Raw genomic sequence first — 18,059 nt, 5'->3', positions numbered from 1 at the left:
GAAGTGCGAATGCGGACATGAGTAGCGACAAGGAGAGTGAGAACCTCTCCCGCCGAAAGTCCAAGGGTTCCTGCGCAAGGCCAATCCGCGCAGGGTGAGCCGGCCCCTAAGGCGAGGGCGACAGCCGTAGCCGATGGAAACCAGGTGAATATTCCTGGGCCTGTCAGAAGTGACGAGTGTGAAACGTTGTTCGTCCTTATCGGATTGGACGGGCTGCTGGATCACTCCAGGAAATAGCTCTGACATATAGACCGTACCCGAAACCGACACAGGTGGACTGGTTGAGTATACCGAGGCGCTTGAGAGAACCATGCTGAAGGAACTAGGCAAATTGCTCGCGTAACTTCGGGATAAGCGAGACCCCTCATTGGGCAACCAGTGTGGGGTGGCACAGACCAGGGGGTGGCGACTGTTTAGTAAAAACACAGGGCTCTGCGAAATCGAAAGATGACGTATAGGGTCTGACGCCTGCCCGGTGCCGGAAGGTTAAGAGGAGAGGTGCAAGCCTTGAATCGAAGCCCCGGTAAACGGCGGCCGTAACTATAACGGTCCTAAGGTAGCGAAATTCCTTGTCGGGTAAGTTCCGACCTGCACGAATGGCGTAACGACCTCCCCACTGTCTCCAGCATGGGCTCAGCGAAATTGAATTCCCCGTGAAGATGCGGGGTACCCGTGGTCAGACGGAAAGACCCTATGAACCTTTACTGCAACTTCGCAGTGGCACCAGGAAGGGGCTGTGTAGGATAGGTGGGAGGCTATGAAACCGGGGCGCCAGCTTCGGCGGAGCCATCCTTGAAATACCACCCTGCGCCTTTCTGGTGTCTAACCGAGCCCCATTAGCTGGGGCCGGGACCCTGCGTGGTGGGCAGTTTGACTGGGGCGGTCGCCTCCCAAATGGTAACGGAGGCGCGCGATGGTGGGCTCAAGCCGGTCGGACATCGGCTGTTGAGTGCAAAGGCATAAGCCCGCCTGACTGTGAGCGCGACAGCGCGAACAGAGACGAAAGTCGGCCTTAGTGATCCGGTGGTCCCGCGTGGAAGGGCCATCGCTCAACGGATAAAAGGTACTCTAGGGATAACAGGCTGATCTCCCCCAAGAGTCCACATCGACGGGGAGGTTTGGCACCTCGATGTCGGCTCATCGCATCCCGGGGCTGGAGCAGGTCCCAAGGGTTCGGCTGTTCGCCGATTAAAGCGGTACGTGAGCTGGGTTTAGAACGTCGTGAGACAGTTCGGTCCCTATCTGCCATGGGTGTTGGAGACTTGCGAGGATCTGTCCCTAGTACGAGAGGACCGGGATGGACGTACCTCTGGTGTACCAGTTGTTCCGCCAGGAGCATCGCTGGGTAGCTAAGTACGGAACGGATAACCGCTGAAGGCATCTAAGCGGGAAACCAGCCTCTAAACGAGGTCTCCCCAAGGGTCGTGGAAGACCACCACGTCGATAGGCCGCAAGTGGAAGCCTGGTAACAGGCGCAGCTGAGCGGTCCTAATCACCCGAACGATCTCATCCCATCACACGCAGTGTGCACAACACACCGCACGCAGCACCAATCCGCACTCACACACCCGATATCACCAATCAGTCTCACCACACCATCCGTGATGACAGTTCTGGCTCGGTGGCCCGGTGGCTATCGCGGGGTTGATACACCCGATCCCATCCCGAACTCGGCCGTGAAACACCCCAGCGCCCATGGTACTGCGCCTCAAGGCGCGGGAGAGTAGGTCGCCGCCGGGCCACCCAGCCAGAACTCATCACTCGACACACACACACCACCGCGGGGTGGAGCAGCCCGGTAGCTCGTCAGGCTCATAACCTGAAGGTCACAGGTTCAAATCCTGTCCCCGCATCCATCATCCCTTGAATCAGAAACAGAACATCGTGCGCAGCACTCCCTTCCTCTGGAAGCGGGTGCTAAAAGCCGTTTGTGCATTCCTCTCCGCCGCTGCGCCTGTCGCGCCTGATGCTGCATGATTTCCGCAGCTACGCCGAACTCGATCAGCGCTTCTCCGATCCCATCGTCGTTGTCACGGGCGCCAATGGCGTGGGCAAGACCAACCTGCTGGAAGCGATCAGCCTCCTTGCCCCCGGTCGCGGCCTGCGCCAGGCGAGGGCAGCGGAGCTTCCGCGACGGTCTGCCGATGCCGGGGGCGGCTGGTCTGTCGCGGGCCACTTCGAGGGATTCGCGGGGCCCCTGGTGGTCGGGACCGGCTGCGAGGCCGGCCAGGATCGCCGCAGCTTTCGGCTGGACGGAAACACGCTGCGCAATCAGGCCGAACTGTCCGCGCATATCGCCGCGCTCTGGCTGACGCCGCAGATGGACCGACTGTTCCAGGAAGGCGCCAGTGGCCGTCGCCGCTTTCTCGACCGTCTGGTCTGGGCGTTGGAGCCAAGCCATGCACGGGACGTCGCCGCCCATGATACCGCCATGAGCCAACGCAATCGTCTCCTGAGCGAGGGGGGGCGGGACAGGCGCTGGCTCGCCGCGCTGGAGGACGGCATGGCGCGCCACGCCGTCGCCGCCGTGGCCGCCCGGCGGGCCACCCTTTTTCGGCTGAATGAGGCCCTGAGGGGCGGCATCGCCGGCGGCTTTCCCGCAGCCCGTCTCGAACTGCTCTGCCCCATTGCCGAGGCCCTGGACCGCGAGCCCGCCCTGGCTGTGGAAGATGCCTTGCGGGAGGGTCTGGCGGCCGACAGGCCGCGCGATGCCGCGGCCGGCGGCGCGCGTCAGGGGGCGCACCGCACCGACCTTCACATGCTGCTGCAGCCCGGAGGCCTGCCTGCGGAGATCTGTTCCACCGGAGAGCAGAAAGCGCTGCTGGTCAGCGTCGTGCTGGCCCAGGCGGCCCTGGTGGCGGCGCATCGCGGCTTCGCGCCGCTTCTGCTGCTCGACGAGGTGGCGGCGCATCTGGATCCGTCGCGGCGACAGGCGCTGTTCGAAGCCCTGGTGGACCTGCCGGCGCAATGCTTCCTCACCGGCACCGAGCCCGCCCCCTTCGCCAGCCTGGCGGGGCGGGCGCAGATGCTGGAGGCCATGCCGGACGGGCTCCGGCCGGCCGCCGATTTACCCGTGCCGGCCCGGGCGTAAGGTGCTATAAAATCCTGTCTTTCAGCCTGCCAGATTCAGGAGTTTTCCGCCGGCATGAGTGAGTCTGCGCGCGCGCCGTCCCCCGCCTCCGAGCCGGCGGATTCCTATGACAGCGCCTCCATCACCGTGCTTCGCGGACTGGAGGCGGTCCGCAAGCGCCCCGGCATGTATATCGGCGACACCGATGACGGCTCCGGCCTGCATCACATGGCTTTCGAGATCATCGACAACGCCGTGGACGAGGCGCAGGCCGGCTACGCCACCACCTGCACGGTGGTGCTGAACGCCGACGGCTCCGTCACCGTCGTCGATGACGGCCGCGGCATTCCCACCGACATCCATGCCGAGGAGGGCGTCTCGGCAGCCGAGGTGGTGCTGACCCGCCTGCATGCCGGGGGCAAGTTCAACCAGAATTCCTACAAGGTTTCCGGCGGCCTGCACGGCGTCGGCGCCGCTGTCGTGAACGCCCTGTCCGAATGGATGGATGTCACGATCTGGCGCGACGGGCAGGAGCACTTCATCCGCTTCGAGCATGGCGACACGGTGCAGCCGCTGAAGGTTGTGGGCCCGGCCAGTCGCGGCAATGGCACGCGCGTCACCTTCAAGCCTTCGGCCGGGACCTTCACCCGCACGGAATACGATTATGCCGTGCTGGAAAAGCGCCTTCGTGAACTGGCCTTCCTGAATTCCGGCCTCGGCATCACGCTGCGGGACGAGCGCCTGGTCGATGCCGGCGAGGCGCCGCGCGAGACGGTGTTCCGCTTCGATGGCGGGCTCGTGGCTTTCGTCGAATGGCTCGACCGCAGCAAGGAGCCGCTGTTCCGCCCACCGGTCAGCCTCCGGGCCAAGGAGGGCGGCGGCATCCAGGTCGAGATGGCCTTGTGGTGGAACAGCAGCCCGCACGAGGTGGCGCTGTGCTTCACCAACAATATCCCGCAGCGTGACGGCGGAACGCATCAGGCCGGCTTCCGTCAGGCCCTGACCCGCGTGGTCATGAAGTACGCGGAGGAACTGGCCAGGAAGGAGAAGGTCGAGCTGTCCGGCGAGGACATGCGTGAGGGGCTGACCGCGGTCATCTCGGTCAAGGTGCCGGACCCGAAGTTCTCCTCGCAGACCAAGGACAAGCTGGTCTCCTCCGAGGTGCAGCCGGTGGTGCATGCCGCCGTCGCCGATGCCCTCTCGCACTGGTTCGAGACGCATCCCAAGGAAGCGCGGCAGGTGCTCGACCAGGTCGTGCTGGCCGCCGCCGCGCGCAAGGCGGCGCAGCTCGCGCGCGAGAAGGTCGGCCGCAAGAACGCGCTCGATATCTCGACCCTGCCCGGCAAGCTGGCCGATTGCCAGGAGAAGGACCCGACGAAGTGCGAGATCTTCCTCGTCGAGGGTGATTCCGCCGGCGGTTCCGCTAAGCAGGGCCGCGACCGGCGCTTCCAGGCGATCCTGCCCCTGAAAGGCAAGATCCTGAATGTCGAGCGCGCGCGCATCGACAAGATGCTGTCCTCCGCCGAGATCGGCACGCTGATCACCGCGCTCGGCACCGGCATCGGCACCGGGCCGGTGGAACGGGGCGGCTTCTCGGCCGACAAGCTGCGCTACCACCGCATCGTCATCATGACCGACGCCGATGTGGACGGCTCGCATATCCGCACCCTGCTGCTGACCTTCTTCTTCCGGCAGATGCCGGAACTGTTGGCCCGCGGCCATCTCTACATCGCCCAGCCGCCGCTCTACCGCGCCAAGCGCGGCCAGGAGGAGCGCTACCTCAAGGACGACCGGGCGCTGGAGGACTACCTGCTCGAGAAGGCGCTGCACGGCGCCAGCCTGCGCTTCGCCGATGGCCGCGAGGCGCGCGAGGACGAGCTGCGCGAGGTGGTCGAGAGCATGCGCCAGATCGCCAGCCGCATCCGGCGGCTGGCCGGCAGCCAGCCGGTGGAGCTGATCGAGCAGGCCGCCATCGCCGGCGCCCTGACCACGGATGCCGCCAGCGCGCTGGCCGCCGCCCCCGGCCTGGCGGCGCGCCTCGACACCCTGGCCTTGCCGAATGAACGCGGCTGGAAGGTCGCCACCGGCGCCGAGGGGCTGGTCATGGGCCGGACTGTGCGCGGTGTCGCGGAGCGGCACCGGCTGGATGCCGTCGCCCTCCGCTCGCCCGAGGCGCGCTGGCTGGCGGAACGGCACGGCGCGCTGGCCAGCGCCTGGAGCCAGCCGGTCAGCCTGGTGCTGGAATCCGGCGCGCCCATCGAGGTGCGCGGCCCCCTGGCCGGGTTGGACCGCATCCTGGCCCAGGGCCGCAAGGGCCTGGCCATCCAGCGCTTCAAGGGACTGGGCGAGATGAATCCGGACCAGCTCTGGAGCACCACCCTCGACCCCGCGGCGCGCACCCTGCTGCAGGTCAGGATCGAGGATGTGGAGGATGCCGAGCAGGTCTTCTCCACCCTGATGGGCGATGTCGTCGAGCCGCGCCGCGAGTTCATCGTTGGCAATGCGCTGAAGGTGGCGAATCTCGACGTGTAGCGAAGTTGTTGTCGCGGTCCAGCAATACCTGCACAAAGTGACTATTGCTCGCACTAAATGGGTGCCAAGTGGTTGATTTTGCTTCTTGGCCTCCGTCCTCTTTAGAGGCTGTTATGGACCTGCGGCGAGTTGAGCGGCCTGCTTGAGCATGATGCAGGCGAAGGCGACGAGGTGGAGATCGGCAAGAGTGCTGGCGTAGCGCTCGTAGTCCCTTACCAAGCGCCGCCCAACCTCGGCCCGGTCGTCGACACTGGCGGGCGTGACGTGCAACGCCAGCAGATGCCCCAGCGTGTCGACCGCCAGGTGCAGCTTGGAGCCCTTCTTGCGCTTGGCACCGTCGTACCCGGCGCGGGTTCCGCTTTCGGGTGAGGAGCGCAGCGTCCGGCTGTCCAGAATGGCAGCACTGGGCTGCGCCTTTCTCCCCGCGGCGAGCCATAGCACCGTGCGCAGATCCTCAGCCAGCGCCTCGAAACACCCCGCCGCCCACCAGCGCTGGGCCTGCTGGTACACCGCGGCCCAGACCGTTGAACACCTCGCGCAAGCCGTGCTCACGCTGTTGAGCATCCTCGGACAGCAATGTCAGGTAGGGCGCCACCAACGCCCATTCGTCGTCGGAAACGTCAGAGGGGTAGGGCTTGCGGGCACTCATGCCGCGCAGCCTGATCGTTACCCAGCCGCAGGTCCATAACAGACTCTAGGCATCTCATTGATGCCTCATGAGGTTGTCCCAGGGGACCATTGATGGCGGAGCTGGCCTGTGTCCCGACTCGGACATCGTTCAGGGTACCCTCAAAAGAAAGGCCACGGCCCTGAGAATGCGCCGATCGGCGAAACGTGGGTGATCAGCCCACGGCCTTCCTTCCACTGGTGTAGCAGCAGCGCTGGAGGCTCAAGGAAGGAGCCAGGTGCGGCGTCGGGCGAAAGGCGCAACGCGATCGCCGTCGTCGTGCTCGGGGCCGTCGCGAGCATCGTTCCCGCGAAACGGCACTGCATCGCTCGATGGATGTGCCCGCAGAGGATGCGTTCCACGTTCGGGTAGCGCGCGATGATGTCGGCGAGGCGTTCGCCGCCTCGGCAGTTGTATTTGTCGATGTAAGGGATGCCGCTCTCGACGGGCGGCTGGTGCATCATCACCAGGGTTGGCCGTGACGGTTCCTCGGCGAGCCTTGCGGCAAGCCAGGCGCATGCCTCGTCGGTCATATCGCCGTGGTGCTCGCCGGGCACGGTAATGTCGAGGCCCAGGATGCGCACCGGCCCGAAGGCGCCCTGCGCGAAGTGCAGCGGTCCCTCGGATGGCAGATACCCTCGGTCGCGAAAGCAGCATCGGAAGCGTTCGCGGTGGTCGTGGTTGCCAGGGATGGCAAGCAGTGGCTTCCGGATGGCGGAGAGGGCCTGACGGGCGGCGGCGTATTCCTCGGCCGTTCCCTCATCGACCAGGTCACCGCTGAGCAGCACGAGGTCCGGAGCCGGATCAAGGGCGTTCAGGTGGCGGACTGCCGCGTCAAACATCGCGTTGGAGTCCACCAGGCCCTGGTAGAGGATCCCGGGCGGCCGCAGGTGAGGATCGGATATCTGGGCGATCAGCATCCTTGCCCCCAGTGTAGGCTGCCGTCTCCGAACCCTCTCAGCCGATACCAAGCTGTCACGAGATGACAGCCGCGGTGGTTGCACGCTGCCGGGACGATCGGGGATTGGGCCAGGCCGGCAGGATCGCCGCCCGCAACGCTGCCATGGCAGGCGGTACCGGCCCGGGGCCGAAGGGATCCGCCACCTCCAGCGACTGGCCGTCCTGCATGACGTAGCAGCGGTCGGCGAAGCCTTTCACCAGCCGCAGGTCGTGCGTGACAAACAGGTAGGCCATCCCGGTTCGCCGCCGCAGGCTCCGCAGCAGCTCCAGCACGCGCGCCTGGGTTTCCAGGTCCAGGCTGTTCACCGCCTCGTCCAGCAGTACCAGGCGCGGCGCGGGCGCCAGGGCGCGGGCGATGCAGAGGCGCTGCAACTGCCCGCCGCTCAGGCGATGCGCCAGCCGGTCCATGGCCGCCGGGTCGAGGCCGACATCCTCCAGCAGCGCGGCCACCCGGTCGCGCAGGGTGGACCGATCCAGCCCCTCGGCAAACAGCGGCTCCGCCACCACCTCGAAGGCCGTCAGGCGCGGGCTGGTGGCGCCGTGCGGGTCCTGGAACACCGCCTGGATGGCGCGGCGGGTGCCGGGCGCCATGCGGCCGCGCCGGTTCAGCAGCGGCGCGCCGTCGAACAGCACCTCGCCCGCCCAGGGCCGCTCCAGCCCCAGCGCCAGACGGCCCAGCGTGCTCTTGCCCGAGCCGGTCGGGCCCAGCAGCGCGACGCACTCGCCGGGCGCGACGCGCAGGGAGGCCTCCCGCAACACCGGCTTCGCCCCGCGCCGCGAGAGCAGCCCGCCCTGGCGGTAGCCGTGGGAGACGGCGCGGAGGTCCAGCAGGCTCATGCGTAGAGCGCCAGATGCGCGGCCATCAGGGCCTGGGTGCGCGGATGGGCCGGGTCCTCGAAGAGGCGGTGCACGGGTTGCTGCTCCACGATGCGCCCGGCATCCATCACCACGACCTGGTCCGCCAGCCGGGCGATGACGGAGAAGTCGTGCGTCACCAGCAGCAGCCCCAGGCCGCGCCGCACCACCAGCCGTTCCATCAGGTCCAGCAGCTGCGCCTGCACCACGAGGTCGAGGTCGGTGGTCGGCTCGTCGGCCAGCAGGAAGTCGGGGTCGCGGCAGAGCGCCAGGGCCAGCATCACCCGCTGCAACATGCCGCCGCTGAGTTGCGAAGGGTACAGGCCGGTGACCGAGGCCGGATCATCGAACCCGACTTCTCGCAGCAGGCCCTGCATGGCGTCGCGCGCCGCGGCGCCGCGGACGCCGTCGCAGGCCAGGGTCTCCGCGAAGTGGCGGCCAATTGTCACCAGCGGGTTGAAGCCGCCGCGCGGCGCCTGCTGCACCAGCCCGACGGTCCGGCCGCGCAGCGCCGCGCGGTCGGCCGGCGCATTGTCCAGCGCCACCATGCCCGCCACCTGCCGTACACCGGGCGGCAGCAGGTCGAGCATGGCCATGGTCGTCAGGCTCTTGCCGCTGCCGCTGGTGCCGACCAGCCCCAGCACGCGGCCGCGCCGCAGCGTGAAGGACGCGCCCCGCACCAGCAGGCGCCCTTCGGCGGCCAAGTGCAGGCCGCCCACTGACAGGCTGCGCGCGCTCAATGCACGTGGTCCGGCATGGCGGGGTCCAGCCTGTCCCGCACGGCGTCGCCCAGCAGATTGAAGCCCACCACGGTCAACAGGATGGCGGCGCCGGGCAGCAGCACCAGCATGGGCGCGGTGCGGAAGAAGGGCCGGGCGTCGTTGATCATGATGCCCCATTCGGCGGCCGGCGGCGCCAGCCCCAGGCCGAGGAAGGACAGGCCCGCCACATGCAGCATCCAGTGCCCGAGGTCGAGGCTGGCCAGCACCGCCAGCGGCCCGGCGAGTGCCGGAAGCAGGTGCCGCCGCATGATCGCCAGGCGCGACAGGCCCGCCACTTGCGCCGCGGTGACGTAATCCCTGCCGCGCAGCGACAGCGTGATGCCGCGCACCAGCCGCGCGTACCAGGCCCAGTGCGACAGCGCGATGGTCACCACCACATTGGTCAGCCCGGTGCCCAGCGCGCCGATCATGAACAGCGCCAGCACCAGTGTGGGCACGGTCATGAAGGCGTCGCAGATGCGCATCAGCACGGCGTCCACCGCGCCGCCCAGCAGCCCCGCGACCATGCCGACCGTGCAGCCCAGTGTCAGCACCAGCAGCAGGATGGCCGCCACGGCGGCGAAGGAGGCGCGCGCGCCCCAGAGCAGCCGCGATAGAAGGTCGCGCCCCAGATGATCGGTGCCCAGCCAGTGCTCGGCGGAAGGCGGCCGCAGGCGCTGCGACAGGTCGGTCATCGCGGGGTCGTGGGGCGCGAGCCAGGGCGCCAGGAGGGCGGCGCCCAGCATCAACGCCACCAGCGCTATAGCCAGGGGGACAAAGACCCGCTTCATGCCGCACGCTCCAGCCGGATGCGCGGGTCCAGCCAGGCATAGGTCAGGTCCACCAGCAGGTTGCACAGCACGAACACCGTGGTCATCACCACCACGAAGCCTTGCAGCACCGGGTAGTCGCGGTTGGAGATGGCCAGCAAGGCCCAGCGGCCCAGGCCCGGCCAACCGAACACGGTTTCCACCACCATGGCGCCGCCCATCAACTCGCCCAGATGCAGGCCGATCGCGGTTAATGGCGGCACCATGGCGTTGAGCACGATGTGACGACCCAGCAGGGTGCGGGCTGGCAGGCCACGGGCGCGGGCGAAGCGCAGGTGAGGCTCCCCCAGCACGCCCAGCACCGAGGCGCGCACCAGCCGCAGCATGACGCTGGCCGACATGGCCGCCGTGGCCAGCGCGGGAAGGATGATGCTGGAAGGGCCGTCCCGGCCGACGGCAGGCAGCCAGCCCAGTGTCACGGCGAAGAGCAGCACCAGCAGGAAGCCCAGCCAGAAGTTCGGCACCGACACGCCGAGGAAGGTGATGGCCCGTGTCAGGTGGTCCGGCCAGCGGTCGCGGTTCATCGCCGCCCAGATGCCCAGCGGCACCCCGGCCAGGATGGTGACCAGCATGGCCGTGCCCGCCAATTGCAGGGTGGCGGGCAGGAAGAGCGCGATCTCCTCCGTCACCGGCCGCCCGGTGAACCAGGAGGCGCCAAGGTCGCCGCGCAGCGCGTCGCCCAGCCAGTGGAGGAACTGCAGCGGCACTGGACGGTCCAGGCCGAGTTCCTGCCGCGCCAGGGCGAGCGCCGCATCGGTGGGCGGGATCTGCGCCAGCCGCAGGTAGTCCAGCGCCGGGTCGCCGCGCCCCAGTCGTAGCATGGCAAAGAAGCCGAAGGAGACGATCAGCAGCAGCGGCAGCAGCGTGGCCAGCCGCCGCAGGGCGAAGCCGAGCACGCTCAGCCCCGGCCGATGCGGTCGAAGGGGATGTCCGTGCGCATGTCGCCGAACGGCACCCGGCCGAGCGCGGGGCGGTGGACGACCTTGTTGGTGAAGAAGGAGACCGGGAAGTAGACGGCCTGCTCGTGCAGCGTGGTCAGCAGCCAGCGGTACTCCTCCGCGCGCCGGGCCTCCTCGGTGATGGACAGGACGGCGCCGATGCGGCGGTCGATCTCGGACTTCATCGGCAGGCCGCGCTGCGCCTGGTAATCGGCGTGCGACGGCGCGCGCATGGAGCTCATGAAGGCATGCGGGTCGTAGGGCGCGCCCCAGCTGTCGCCGAAGATCATGCCGAACTCGCCGGAGCGCTGGCGGCCGTAATAGGTGCTGGCATCCTCCCCCACCAGCCGCACCGCGATGCCGATGCGGGCGAGATCGCCCTGTACGGCCTCACCGATGGCCTTCTGCAAGGCATCCGCGCCGATGAAGCAGAGATCCAGCGCCAGTTCCTTGCCACCCTTGCTTCTGACGCGCCCACCCGCGGGCAGGCGCCAGCCCGCAGCGTCCAACCGGGCCGTCGCCGCCGCGCGGTCGAAGGCGGGCGCGCGCAGGCCGAGGTCGGTATAGAGGAAGTTCCTGGCGAAGAGGGTCTCGGCCGCGGGCTCGGTGTCCAGCAGGATGTGGCGGACCAGTGCAGCACGGTCGATGCCCTGGGCAATGGCTTCCCGCACCGCCAGCTCATCCGTAGGAAAACGCGCCGAGTTCAGCGCCAGCATCCGCGTGCCGATCGGCGGCGAGATGGCGGTGGTGAAGCGGGGGTCGGCGGCGAAACGGCGGAAGGTGTCGGCGTCGAGCTGGTCGGTGCCATAGGTCAGGTCGATCTCGCCGCTCTCCAGTGCCAATGCCCGGGCGTTGCTGTCGCCCAGCACGCGCACCAGCACCTCCTCCAGCACTGGCTTCTCGCCCCAGTACTGCTCGTTGCGGCGGAACCGGTCGTGTTGCCCGCGCGCGGTCTCGGCCAGCACCCAGGGACCGGTGCCCACCGGCGCGGCGATGCTGCCATCCGGTCGCAGCGCCGCCGGAGAGACAAAGCGCAGGGGGCGCGGGAGGGCGAGCTCCAGCAAGGCGGGATAGTAAGGCCCCTTCAGCCGCAGGCGGACCGTGCCCGGATCGATGGCTTCGGCCCCCTCGATCTGGTTCACCAGCTCCAGCCAGGCATGGCGCGCCCGGTTGCCCAGCACCGCGTTGACGTTGGCGACCACGGCGGCAGCGTCGAAGGGGGTGCCGTCCGTGAAGCGGACATCAGGCCTTAGGGTGAAGCGCCAGGCGCGGCCGTCTTCCTCCATCTCCCAGGCGGTGGCCAATGCCGGGAGGATCTTGCCGCCCTCGACGTAGCGCACCAGGGGCTCGTAGAGCATGGACTGGGCGTACATCTGGTTGGGCGAGTAGAGATGCGGGTGCAGCGGCCCGGCATTGGTGGGCCAGGAGAAGGTCAGCCTGCGCCGCACGTTCTGGGCAAATGCGGGGGGCAGGGCCGCCAGCGCCGCGAACCCGGACATGGCGTGCAGCATCGAGCGGCGCAGCATGGTAATTCTCGTCCTCGCAGAGAGCGCGGTATGCTAATTTCCATGAATTCGCATATCAACCCCAGCCCGAGAGGCGGCATGCAGCGCATCACCATCACCCTCGACGACGACCTGCTGCAGGAGGTTGATGGCCTGGGTTACGACAACCGCTCGGAAGCGATACGCGACCTCGTTCGCGCGGGTCTCCAGCAGGCGGCGGAGACACGGCAGGCGGCGGGTCCCTCTGTCGGCGCGCTGGCCTATGTCTACGACCACCATCGCCGCGACCTGCCGGAGCGCCTGACGAACTCCTTCCACGACCACCATGACCTTTCGGTGGCCACCCTGCATGTCCACCTGGACCACCACGCCTGCCTGGAGGTGGCGGTGCTGAAGGGCGACGCGGCCCTGGTCCGGCGCTTCGCCGATGCCGTCAGCGCGGAGCGCGGGGTGCAGCATGGCAAGCTGCTGCTGCTCTCCCCCGCTGAGGTCAAGGCATCCACCAAGCGGCAGGCGGCCGAATGAACGTGCTCACGGGCAAGCGCCCGGCCGACCTCAAGGCAATGGGATGTGACCCGACGACCCTGATGACGCCGGACGCGGAACCGTAGCCTTAGGCTTGGCGCCACTCAGGGAACGGGTCCGGTAGCCTTGCCCAAGCCTTCGGCCCGCCCCGCATCTCGACATCTGTCAGTAGGCAGGCATCCAATGCATGGCGCAGCGCAGCCTCGTTCATCTCGACGCCGATGAAGACGATCTCCTGCCGCCGGTCGCCATGAGGCTCTACCCAATTGCGCAGCACGCCCTCACGCCATTCCGGGTCGGTCGGCCAGCGGCTCTCAGGCACGGCAGCGAACCAGAAGCCTGCGGCCTCATGCCGCCCTACCGCCCCGGCCAGTTGCCATGATCCCGCCCAGGCCATACGGCTGGCCAGCCAGAAGAAGCCCTTGGCGCGCACCACCCCGGGCATCTCGGATTGCAGGAAGCGATGGAAGCGCGCCGGATGCAGCGCCGCCGCGCGCGCCGGACGAAGCTGCGGATGCCGAACTCCTCCGACTCCGGCGGGTGGTGGCCCGCCAGCGCCTGGCTCCACCCCGCCGCCTGCTGGGCGCGGGCGAAGTCGAAACGGCCGGTCTCCAACACCGCCGCCAGCGGCACTTGGCCCAGCGTGGCCGGGATGATGGCCGCTTGCGGGTTGAAGGTGGCCAGGATGCTGGAGAGGCGCTGCAACTCCTCCGCGTTCACCAGGTCCGCCTTGTTCACCACGATGACGTCGGCGAACTCCACCTGCTCCACCAGCAGGTCCACCAGCAGCCGGGTGTCGCCTTCGCCCGCCGTCTCGCCGCACGTGGCCAGGGTGTCGGCGGAGCCGTAGTCACGCAGGAAGGCCTGGGCATCCACCACCGTCACCATGGTGTCGAGGCGGGCGATATCGTCAAGCGACTGCCCGTTCTCGTCGCGGAAGTCGAAGGTGGCGGCCACCGGCATGGGCTCGCTGATGCCCGTGCTCTCGATCAGAAGCGCGTCGAAGCGGCCTTCCTCGGCCAGGCGCCGCACCTCCTGCATCAGGTCGTCCCGCAGGGTGCAGCAGATGCAGCCATTCGACATCTCCACCAGCTTCTCCTCGGTACGCGATAGGCCGCCGCCCTGCTCGACCAGGGCAGCGTCGATGTTCACCTCCGACATGTCGTTGACGATGACAGCGACACGCCGTCCTTCGCGGTTCGCCGGGACTTGGTTCAGCAAGGTGGCCTTCCCGGCGCCGAGGAAGCGGACAGCTCGGTGACAGGCAGCCGAGGGTCGGTCGGGGATTGCGCTTGGCTCGCCATGGCGGTCAGTCCTCTTCGGCCGGGTCGATGCAGAGCAGCAGGCGCGGGTGCAAGGCGCGGCCGGTCGCGTCGCGTGGCATGGGTGGGGATTGGTGGATGCAGCCGTGGTCAGGCATCCCGGCTTCACCACACAGGATGGCGGCGGCGCCGATGGGCAGATGCTGAATGCTGGCGCGGTCGGGCAGGGCGTCCCCGTCGCGCAAGCGCCGGGCTTCCGCCGCCCCGCCCGCCCGCGCCAGCCATTCGGTCCCATCGCCGCAATAGGTGCAGAGAAGGCGCAGGCGCACCGCATCGGCATGGAACAGCGCGCAGCTATCGTCCGAAACGGCTTCCAAACGCAGGCGGACTTGCTGACTGTCCGACACCTCGGCGAACAAGTTGGCGAGGAACAGCATGTCGGCCAGCAGCGCCGGGTGCAGCGGAGGCTCAAAACCCGCGAGCGCCTGCATCACCGCGATATCTGGCTCACCTATCCCGGAACACACGAACGGCGCCTGCTGGGCCAAGCGCTGCGCATCCCGCAGAAGCGGCCTGGGCAGGTTGCGCCCTCAGACCGCGAGCGACACGGTGGGAGCGAGAATGCTGGCGAGGATGATCGGTTCGGCAGCGGCCAGCATGCGCGGCGCCTGCGAATCAGCCGACGTCAAGGCTTCTGATACCAAGGTCATTTAGTAGTTATGTGATAACATATCATTTTTTTGCAAGACGGCATGGTGCTGCGGACTGGCGTAACTTCTTGAGTGGGCTGCCGGACAAGGGCTGTCAGAACTTGTACCTGCCAAGCGCCACACGATAGCCTAGGCGCCGCACCGGTCTCGCGCGAGCGAGTGAAAAGGGAACGTCGTGCGGCTCCGATCGGAGTTCAGTCGGCGGCTGCCCCCGCAACTGTTGGCGGATCACCGATGCGCCGTCTGCCCGTTGGGCAGGCCACTGGCACCCCGGTGCCGGGAAGGCAGGCGCATCGGTCAGGATTCGCGAGCCAGGAGACCTGCCGGGGCGTGGTCAACCTTCTGGACCGGCGCGGGGCGCGTCGGCGGAGCGCCTCCTCATGCAGATCCCAGCCACATCGGCTTCCATCCATCAGGCCGCGGCCAGCAGCACTGGCCGCGTGCTGGCCAGCGTCCTCGCCCTGGCCTTCGGCACCCTGCTGCTCTGGGGCGTCGGCTTCGCGCACAACGACCTGCTGCACAACGCCGCGCATGACACCCGCCACTCCAACGGCTTCCCCTGCCACTGAGCCGGACCATGATGGACCATCTCAGGCGGCTTCTGGCCGTGGCGCTGTTCGCGGGCATCCTGGCGGGCGCCGTGGCCAGCCTCGGGCACCAGTGGAACACGGTGCCCACCATCCTCGTGGCCGAGACCTACGAGCACCAGGACAGCGCCGCGCCGGGGCACGCCGACCACGCTGCCGAGGCGCACGAGCATGGCGCCGAAGCCTGGGCGCCGGAGGACGGGCTGGAGCGGACGCTCTATACCGTGCTGGCCGACATGCTGACCGGCATCGCCTACGCGCTGCTGCTGGGGGCGGCCATGTCCCTGCGCGGCGCCGTGGCGGACTGGCGGCAGGGCCTGCTCTGGGGGCTGGCGGGCTTCGCGGTCTTCACCCTGGCCCCGTCAATCGGCCTGCCACCCAAGCTCCCCGGCACGCCGGTGGCAGAACTCGCCGACCGTCAGGTCTGGTGGGTGGCGACGGCGCTGCTGACGGCGGGCGGCCTGGCGCTGATCGCCTTCACCCGGCGGCTGCCCTGGGCCGTGCTGGCCGTCATCGTCATCGCTCTCCCGCACCTCTGGGGCGCCCCGGCGGCGCCTGCCGAGGCATCGGCCGTGCCGGACGCCTTAACCCAGCGCTTCATCGCGGGGGTGACCGCAGTGAGCCTGCTGTTCTGGGCCACGCTGGGACTGGCGACCGGCTGGCTCCAGGCGCGCCTGAGCCGCGCCTCGCACGGCTGACGTCCCTACCGGCCTGATGCAGCAAGAACCTGCGTCAGGCCAACCAACCTTCAGTTCCCACCCGGCTTGCCACAGGACAGCACGAAGCTGTTCCAGATGCCAATGCGCAGCTTCTGCCGCAGCGGCGCACCCCGGCGCTGCGCCGCGTGCGGGCCGCGCGGGCGCTCCAGCCGGAAGTCGGTGAAGCCCGCCTCCTCCAGCATGGCCCGCAGCGGCTCCGGCCGCAGGCCCTGGCGAAAGAACACCTGCCGCTGGATGGCCTCGTGTGCGGCGTAGTCCACCGCCGGGCCGACGACGCCCTGGCGCTGGTTCAGCCAGTCGGACAGCCGCAGACGGAGCTGCCCGATGCGGGACAGGCGCACGTAGTCGCCGTCGGCGATGACCACCCGCCCGCCCGGTCGCAGCACCCGGAACCAGTCGCGAAAGGCCGCCGCCGGGTCCACCAGCGTCCAGACCAGGTGACGGCTGACCACGGCGTCGTAGCGGCCGTCCGGCTCGCGCGTGTCCTCGGCATCGCCCAGGAACAGGCGCAGGTCCTGGGTGCCCGCATGCTTGGCCCGGGCGCGCAGCAGCATGGCCTCGGTCAGGTCCAGCCCCGTCACCTCGCACCCCATGCCCAGCAGCACGCGGGTGACCTCGCCGGTGCCGAAGGCCAGTTCCAGCACGCGACGTGCTTCGGCACCCATGTGGCGGCGGAGCAGCGCCGCCCAGGCGTCGCGCTCCTCCAGGCTCTTCATGCCGTGGCCGGGCGACAGGTCGAAGGTCTCGGCGCGCCGGGTCCAGTATTCCCGGATCTCGTCCTTCAAGGCGTAGTTGGCACCGTGCATGCCATGGGGTTCCCTGGTGCGAGGCACCTGTCTATGCGACCTGCGGCCGGACGCCCAGGATGGAGGCGATGACATCGATCAGTTCCGGGCGGTCCGGCGTCTCCTCCAACGACATCGTCTCCGTGCACGGTCTCGGATCGCGCAATGCCGATCTCCGCGGCCGCTGGCGGGAGCGGTTCGAGGTGTCCCGCCGATCCGTATCGGTGAGAATCGCCTTGGAACACCGAGGGGCGATCTTCAGCCGGATCTGCGGTTCAGCGACTCACCCCGCCCACCATGGACCAGTGTTCAGGCCGCGAGTTCCCGCCTGATGATGTCCGCACCTGCGCTGAGTGCCTGGAGCTTGCCTCGGGCAACGCGGCGCGAGAGCGGCGCCATGCCGCAGTTGGTGCAGGGACAGAGCTTGTCCGCGTCCACGAACTGGAGCGCCTTGCGCAGGGTCGCGGCGACTTCCTCCGGGGTCTCGATGGTGTCGGTCGCCACGTCGATGGCCCCGACCATCACCTTCTTGCCGCGTACGAGCTCCAGAAGCTCCATCGGAACATGCGAGTTGTGGCACTCCAGGGAAATCAGATCGATATTGGACGCCTGGAGCTTGGGGAAGGTGGCTTCATACTGGCGCCACTCCGAGCCCAGGGTCTTCTTCCAGTCCGTGTTGGCCTTGATGCCATAGCCATAGCAGATATGGACCGCCGTCTCGCACTTCAGGCCCTCGATCGCCCTTTCCAGGGTCGCGATGCCCCAATCATTCACCTCATCGAAGAACACATTGAAGGCTGGCTCGTCGAACTGGATGATATCGACCCCGGCGGCTTCGAGCTCGCGGGCCTCCCGATTGAGGATCGTCGCGAACTCCCAGGCAAGCTTCTCGCGGCTTCTGTAATGGGCATCGCAGAGCGTATCGATCATCGTCATCGGTCCGGGCAGAGCCCATTTGATGCGCTCCTTGGTCTGCTGCCGCAAAAATTTGGCGTCCTCGACGAAAACAGGCTTCTCGCGGGACACGGCACCAACGACGGTCGGCACGCTGGCGTCATAGCGATCGCGGATCCTCACGGTCTCGCGCTTCTGGAAATCGACGCCGTTGAGGTGCTCGATGAAGGTCGTGACGAAATGCTGGCGGGTTTGTTCGCCATCGCTGACGATGTCGATGCCCGCGCGCTCCTGCTCGGCCAGAGCCAACTGGAGAGCGTCCCGTTTTCCAGCCATCAGCTCCTCGCCTTCAAGCTTCCAGGGCGACCAGAGCTTCTCGGGCTCTGCGAGCCAGGAGGGCTTGGGGAGACTGCCAGCAGTTGAACCGCCCCGGGTTTGCCGGAGGCTGGTTGGTTTGGG

13 protein-coding genes, 1 tRNA gene, 2 rRNA genes, 3 pseudogenes and 1 riboswitch (1 of these 20 only partly in view) are annotated in these 18,059 nt (G+C 67.9%); of the genes and pseudogenes, 8 read left to right on the top strand and 11 right to left on the bottom strand.

Annotated features, from left to right (window positions below):
• The 5 genes from ACF3NH_RS04135 to gyrB all read left to right on the top strand — a co-directional run.
• Positions 1 to 1,513: ribosomal RNA gene (locus ACF3NH_RS04135) — 23S ribosomal RNA — on the top strand (it extends 1,235 nt beyond the left edge of the window).
• Between the two features lie 112 nt (positions 1,514 to 1,625).
• A 5S ribosomal RNA gene (rrf, locus tag ACF3NH_RS04130) occupies positions 1,626 to 1,740 on the top strand.
• A 39-nt stretch (positions 1,741 to 1,779) separates the two neighbouring features.
• Positions 1,780 to 1,856: transfer RNA gene (locus tag ACF3NH_RS04125), tRNA-Met, on the top strand.
• A 110-nt stretch (positions 1,857 to 1,966) separates the two neighbouring features.
• Positions 1,967 to 3,091, top strand: a complete 1,125-nt coding sequence (gene recF / locus ACF3NH_RS04120; protein ID WP_422924718.1) for a DNA replication/repair protein RecF — start codon at positions 1,967 to 1,969, stop codon at positions 3,089 to 3,091.
• A gap of 54 nt (positions 3,092 to 3,145) precedes the next feature.
• Entirely contained in the window at positions 3,146 to 5,602 is a 2,457-nt protein-coding gene (gene gyrB, locus ACF3NH_RS04115; RefSeq protein WP_198365604.1) for a DNA topoisomerase (ATP-hydrolyzing) subunit B, read from the top strand.
• Positions 5,603 to 5,713: 111 nt separating this feature from the next.
• On the opposite strand, the pseudogene ACF3NH_RS04110 reads toward gyrB, so the two are convergent.
• The 7 genes and pseudogenes from ACF3NH_RS04110 to nikA all read right to left on the bottom strand — a co-directional run bounded on the left by ACF3NH_RS04110 (position 5,714) and on the right by nikA (position 12,139).
• Positions 5,714 to 6,251, bottom strand: a pseudogene (locus tag ACF3NH_RS04110) (transposase).
• Positions 6,252 to 6,391: 140 nt separating this feature from the next.
• Entirely contained in the window at positions 6,392 to 7,189 is a 798-nt protein-coding gene (locus ACF3NH_RS04105) for a phosphodiesterase (RefSeq protein WP_422921950.1), read from the bottom strand.
• A gap of 55 nt (positions 7,190 to 7,244) precedes the next feature.
• Positions 7,245 to 8,066, bottom strand: a complete 822-nt coding sequence (locus ACF3NH_RS04100; RefSeq protein WP_422921949.1) for an ABC transporter ATP-binding protein — start codon at positions 8,064 to 8,066, stop codon at positions 7,245 to 7,247.
• A complete protein-coding gene (locus tag ACF3NH_RS04095; protein WP_422921948.1) occupies positions 8,063 to 8,824 on the bottom strand; it encodes an ATP-binding cassette domain-containing protein in 762 nt (253 codons plus the stop codon). Before ACF3NH_RS04095 ends, ACF3NH_RS04100 begins: the two co-directional genes overlap by 4 nt.
• On the bottom strand, positions 8,821 to 9,636 hold the full coding sequence (gene nikC, locus ACF3NH_RS04090; protein ID WP_422921947.1) for a nickel ABC transporter permease subunit NikC: 816 nt from the start codon (positions 9,634 to 9,636) through the stop codon (positions 8,821 to 8,823). The genes ACF3NH_RS04095 and nikC overlap by 4 nt, the downstream gene beginning before the upstream one ends.
• Positions 9,633 to 10,571 carry an ABC transporter permease subunit gene (locus ACF3NH_RS04085; RefSeq protein WP_422921946.1) on the bottom strand — a complete coding sequence of 313 codons (939 nt, stop codon included), beginning with the start codon at positions 10,569 to 10,571 and terminating at the stop codon, positions 9,633 to 9,635. Before ACF3NH_RS04085 ends, nikC begins: the two co-directional genes overlap by 4 nt.
• A 2-nt stretch (positions 10,572 to 10,573) precedes the next feature.
• Positions 10,574 to 12,139 carry a nickel ABC transporter substrate-binding protein gene (gene nikA, locus ACF3NH_RS04080; protein ID WP_422921945.1) on the bottom strand — a complete coding sequence of 522 codons (1,566 nt, stop codon included), beginning with the start codon at positions 12,137 to 12,139 and terminating at the stop codon, positions 10,574 to 10,576.
• A gap of 78 nt (positions 12,140 to 12,217) precedes the next feature.
• Between nikA and nikR the strand changes: the two genes are divergently transcribed.
• Positions 12,218 to 12,643, top strand: coding sequence for a nickel-responsive transcriptional regulator NikR (nikR, locus tag ACF3NH_RS04075; RefSeq protein ID WP_422921944.1), 426 nt, complete (start codon positions 12,218 to 12,220; stop codon positions 12,641 to 12,643).
• An 88-nt stretch (positions 12,644 to 12,731) separates the two neighbouring features.
• Here the strand turns inward: nikR and zigA are convergent.
• Both zigA and ACF3NH_RS04065 read right to left on the bottom strand, forming a co-directional pair.
• Positions 12,732 to 13,947, bottom strand: a pseudogene (gene zigA, locus ACF3NH_RS04070) (zinc metallochaperone GTPase ZigA).
• Between the two features lie 5 nt (positions 13,948 to 13,952).
• Entirely contained in the window at positions 13,953 to 14,453 is a 501-nt protein-coding gene (locus ACF3NH_RS04065) for a DUF1826 domain-containing protein (protein ID WP_422921943.1), read from the bottom strand.
• Positions 14,454 to 14,740: 287 nt separating this feature from the next.
• A riboswitch (cobalamin riboswitch) is annotated at positions 14,741 to 14,957 on the top strand.
• A 38-nt stretch (positions 14,958 to 14,995) separates the two neighbouring features.
• Between ACF3NH_RS04065 and ACF3NH_RS04060 the strand changes: the two genes are divergently transcribed.
• Both ACF3NH_RS04060 and ACF3NH_RS04055 read left to right on the top strand, forming a co-directional pair.
• Positions 14,996 to 15,184 (top strand): CbtB domain-containing protein, encoded by a 189-nt coding sequence (locus ACF3NH_RS04060; RefSeq protein ID WP_198365614.1) that lies wholly within the window; start codon positions 14,996 to 14,998, stop codon positions 15,182 to 15,184.
• Between the two features lie 8 nt (positions 15,185 to 15,192).
• Positions 15,193 to 15,900, top strand: a complete 708-nt coding sequence (locus ACF3NH_RS04055; protein ID WP_422921942.1) for a CbtA family protein — start codon at positions 15,193 to 15,195, stop codon at positions 15,898 to 15,900.
• Positions 15,901 to 15,950: 50 nt separating this feature from the next.
• On the opposite strand, the gene ACF3NH_RS04050 is transcribed toward ACF3NH_RS04055, so the two are convergent.
• Both ACF3NH_RS04050 and ACF3NH_RS04045 read right to left on the bottom strand, forming a co-directional pair.
• On the bottom strand, positions 15,951 to 16,727 hold the full coding sequence (locus ACF3NH_RS04050; protein ID WP_422921941.1) for a class I SAM-dependent methyltransferase: 777 nt from the start codon (positions 16,725 to 16,727) through the stop codon (positions 15,951 to 15,953).
• A gap of 288 nt (positions 16,728 to 17,015) precedes the next feature.
• Positions 17,016 to 18,023 (bottom strand): annotated as a pseudogene (locus ACF3NH_RS04045) (methionine synthase); the annotation flags it as partial.
• Positions 18,024 to 18,059 lie beyond the last annotated feature (36 nt).

The organism is Pseudoroseomonas sp. WGS1072, from assembly GCF_049340465.1.
In the GTDB taxonomy this organism is placed as follows: Bacteria; Pseudomonadota; Alphaproteobacteria; order Acetobacterales; family Acetobacteraceae; genus Pseudoroseomonas.
This window is presented reverse-complemented; position numbering and strand designations above follow the sequence as displayed.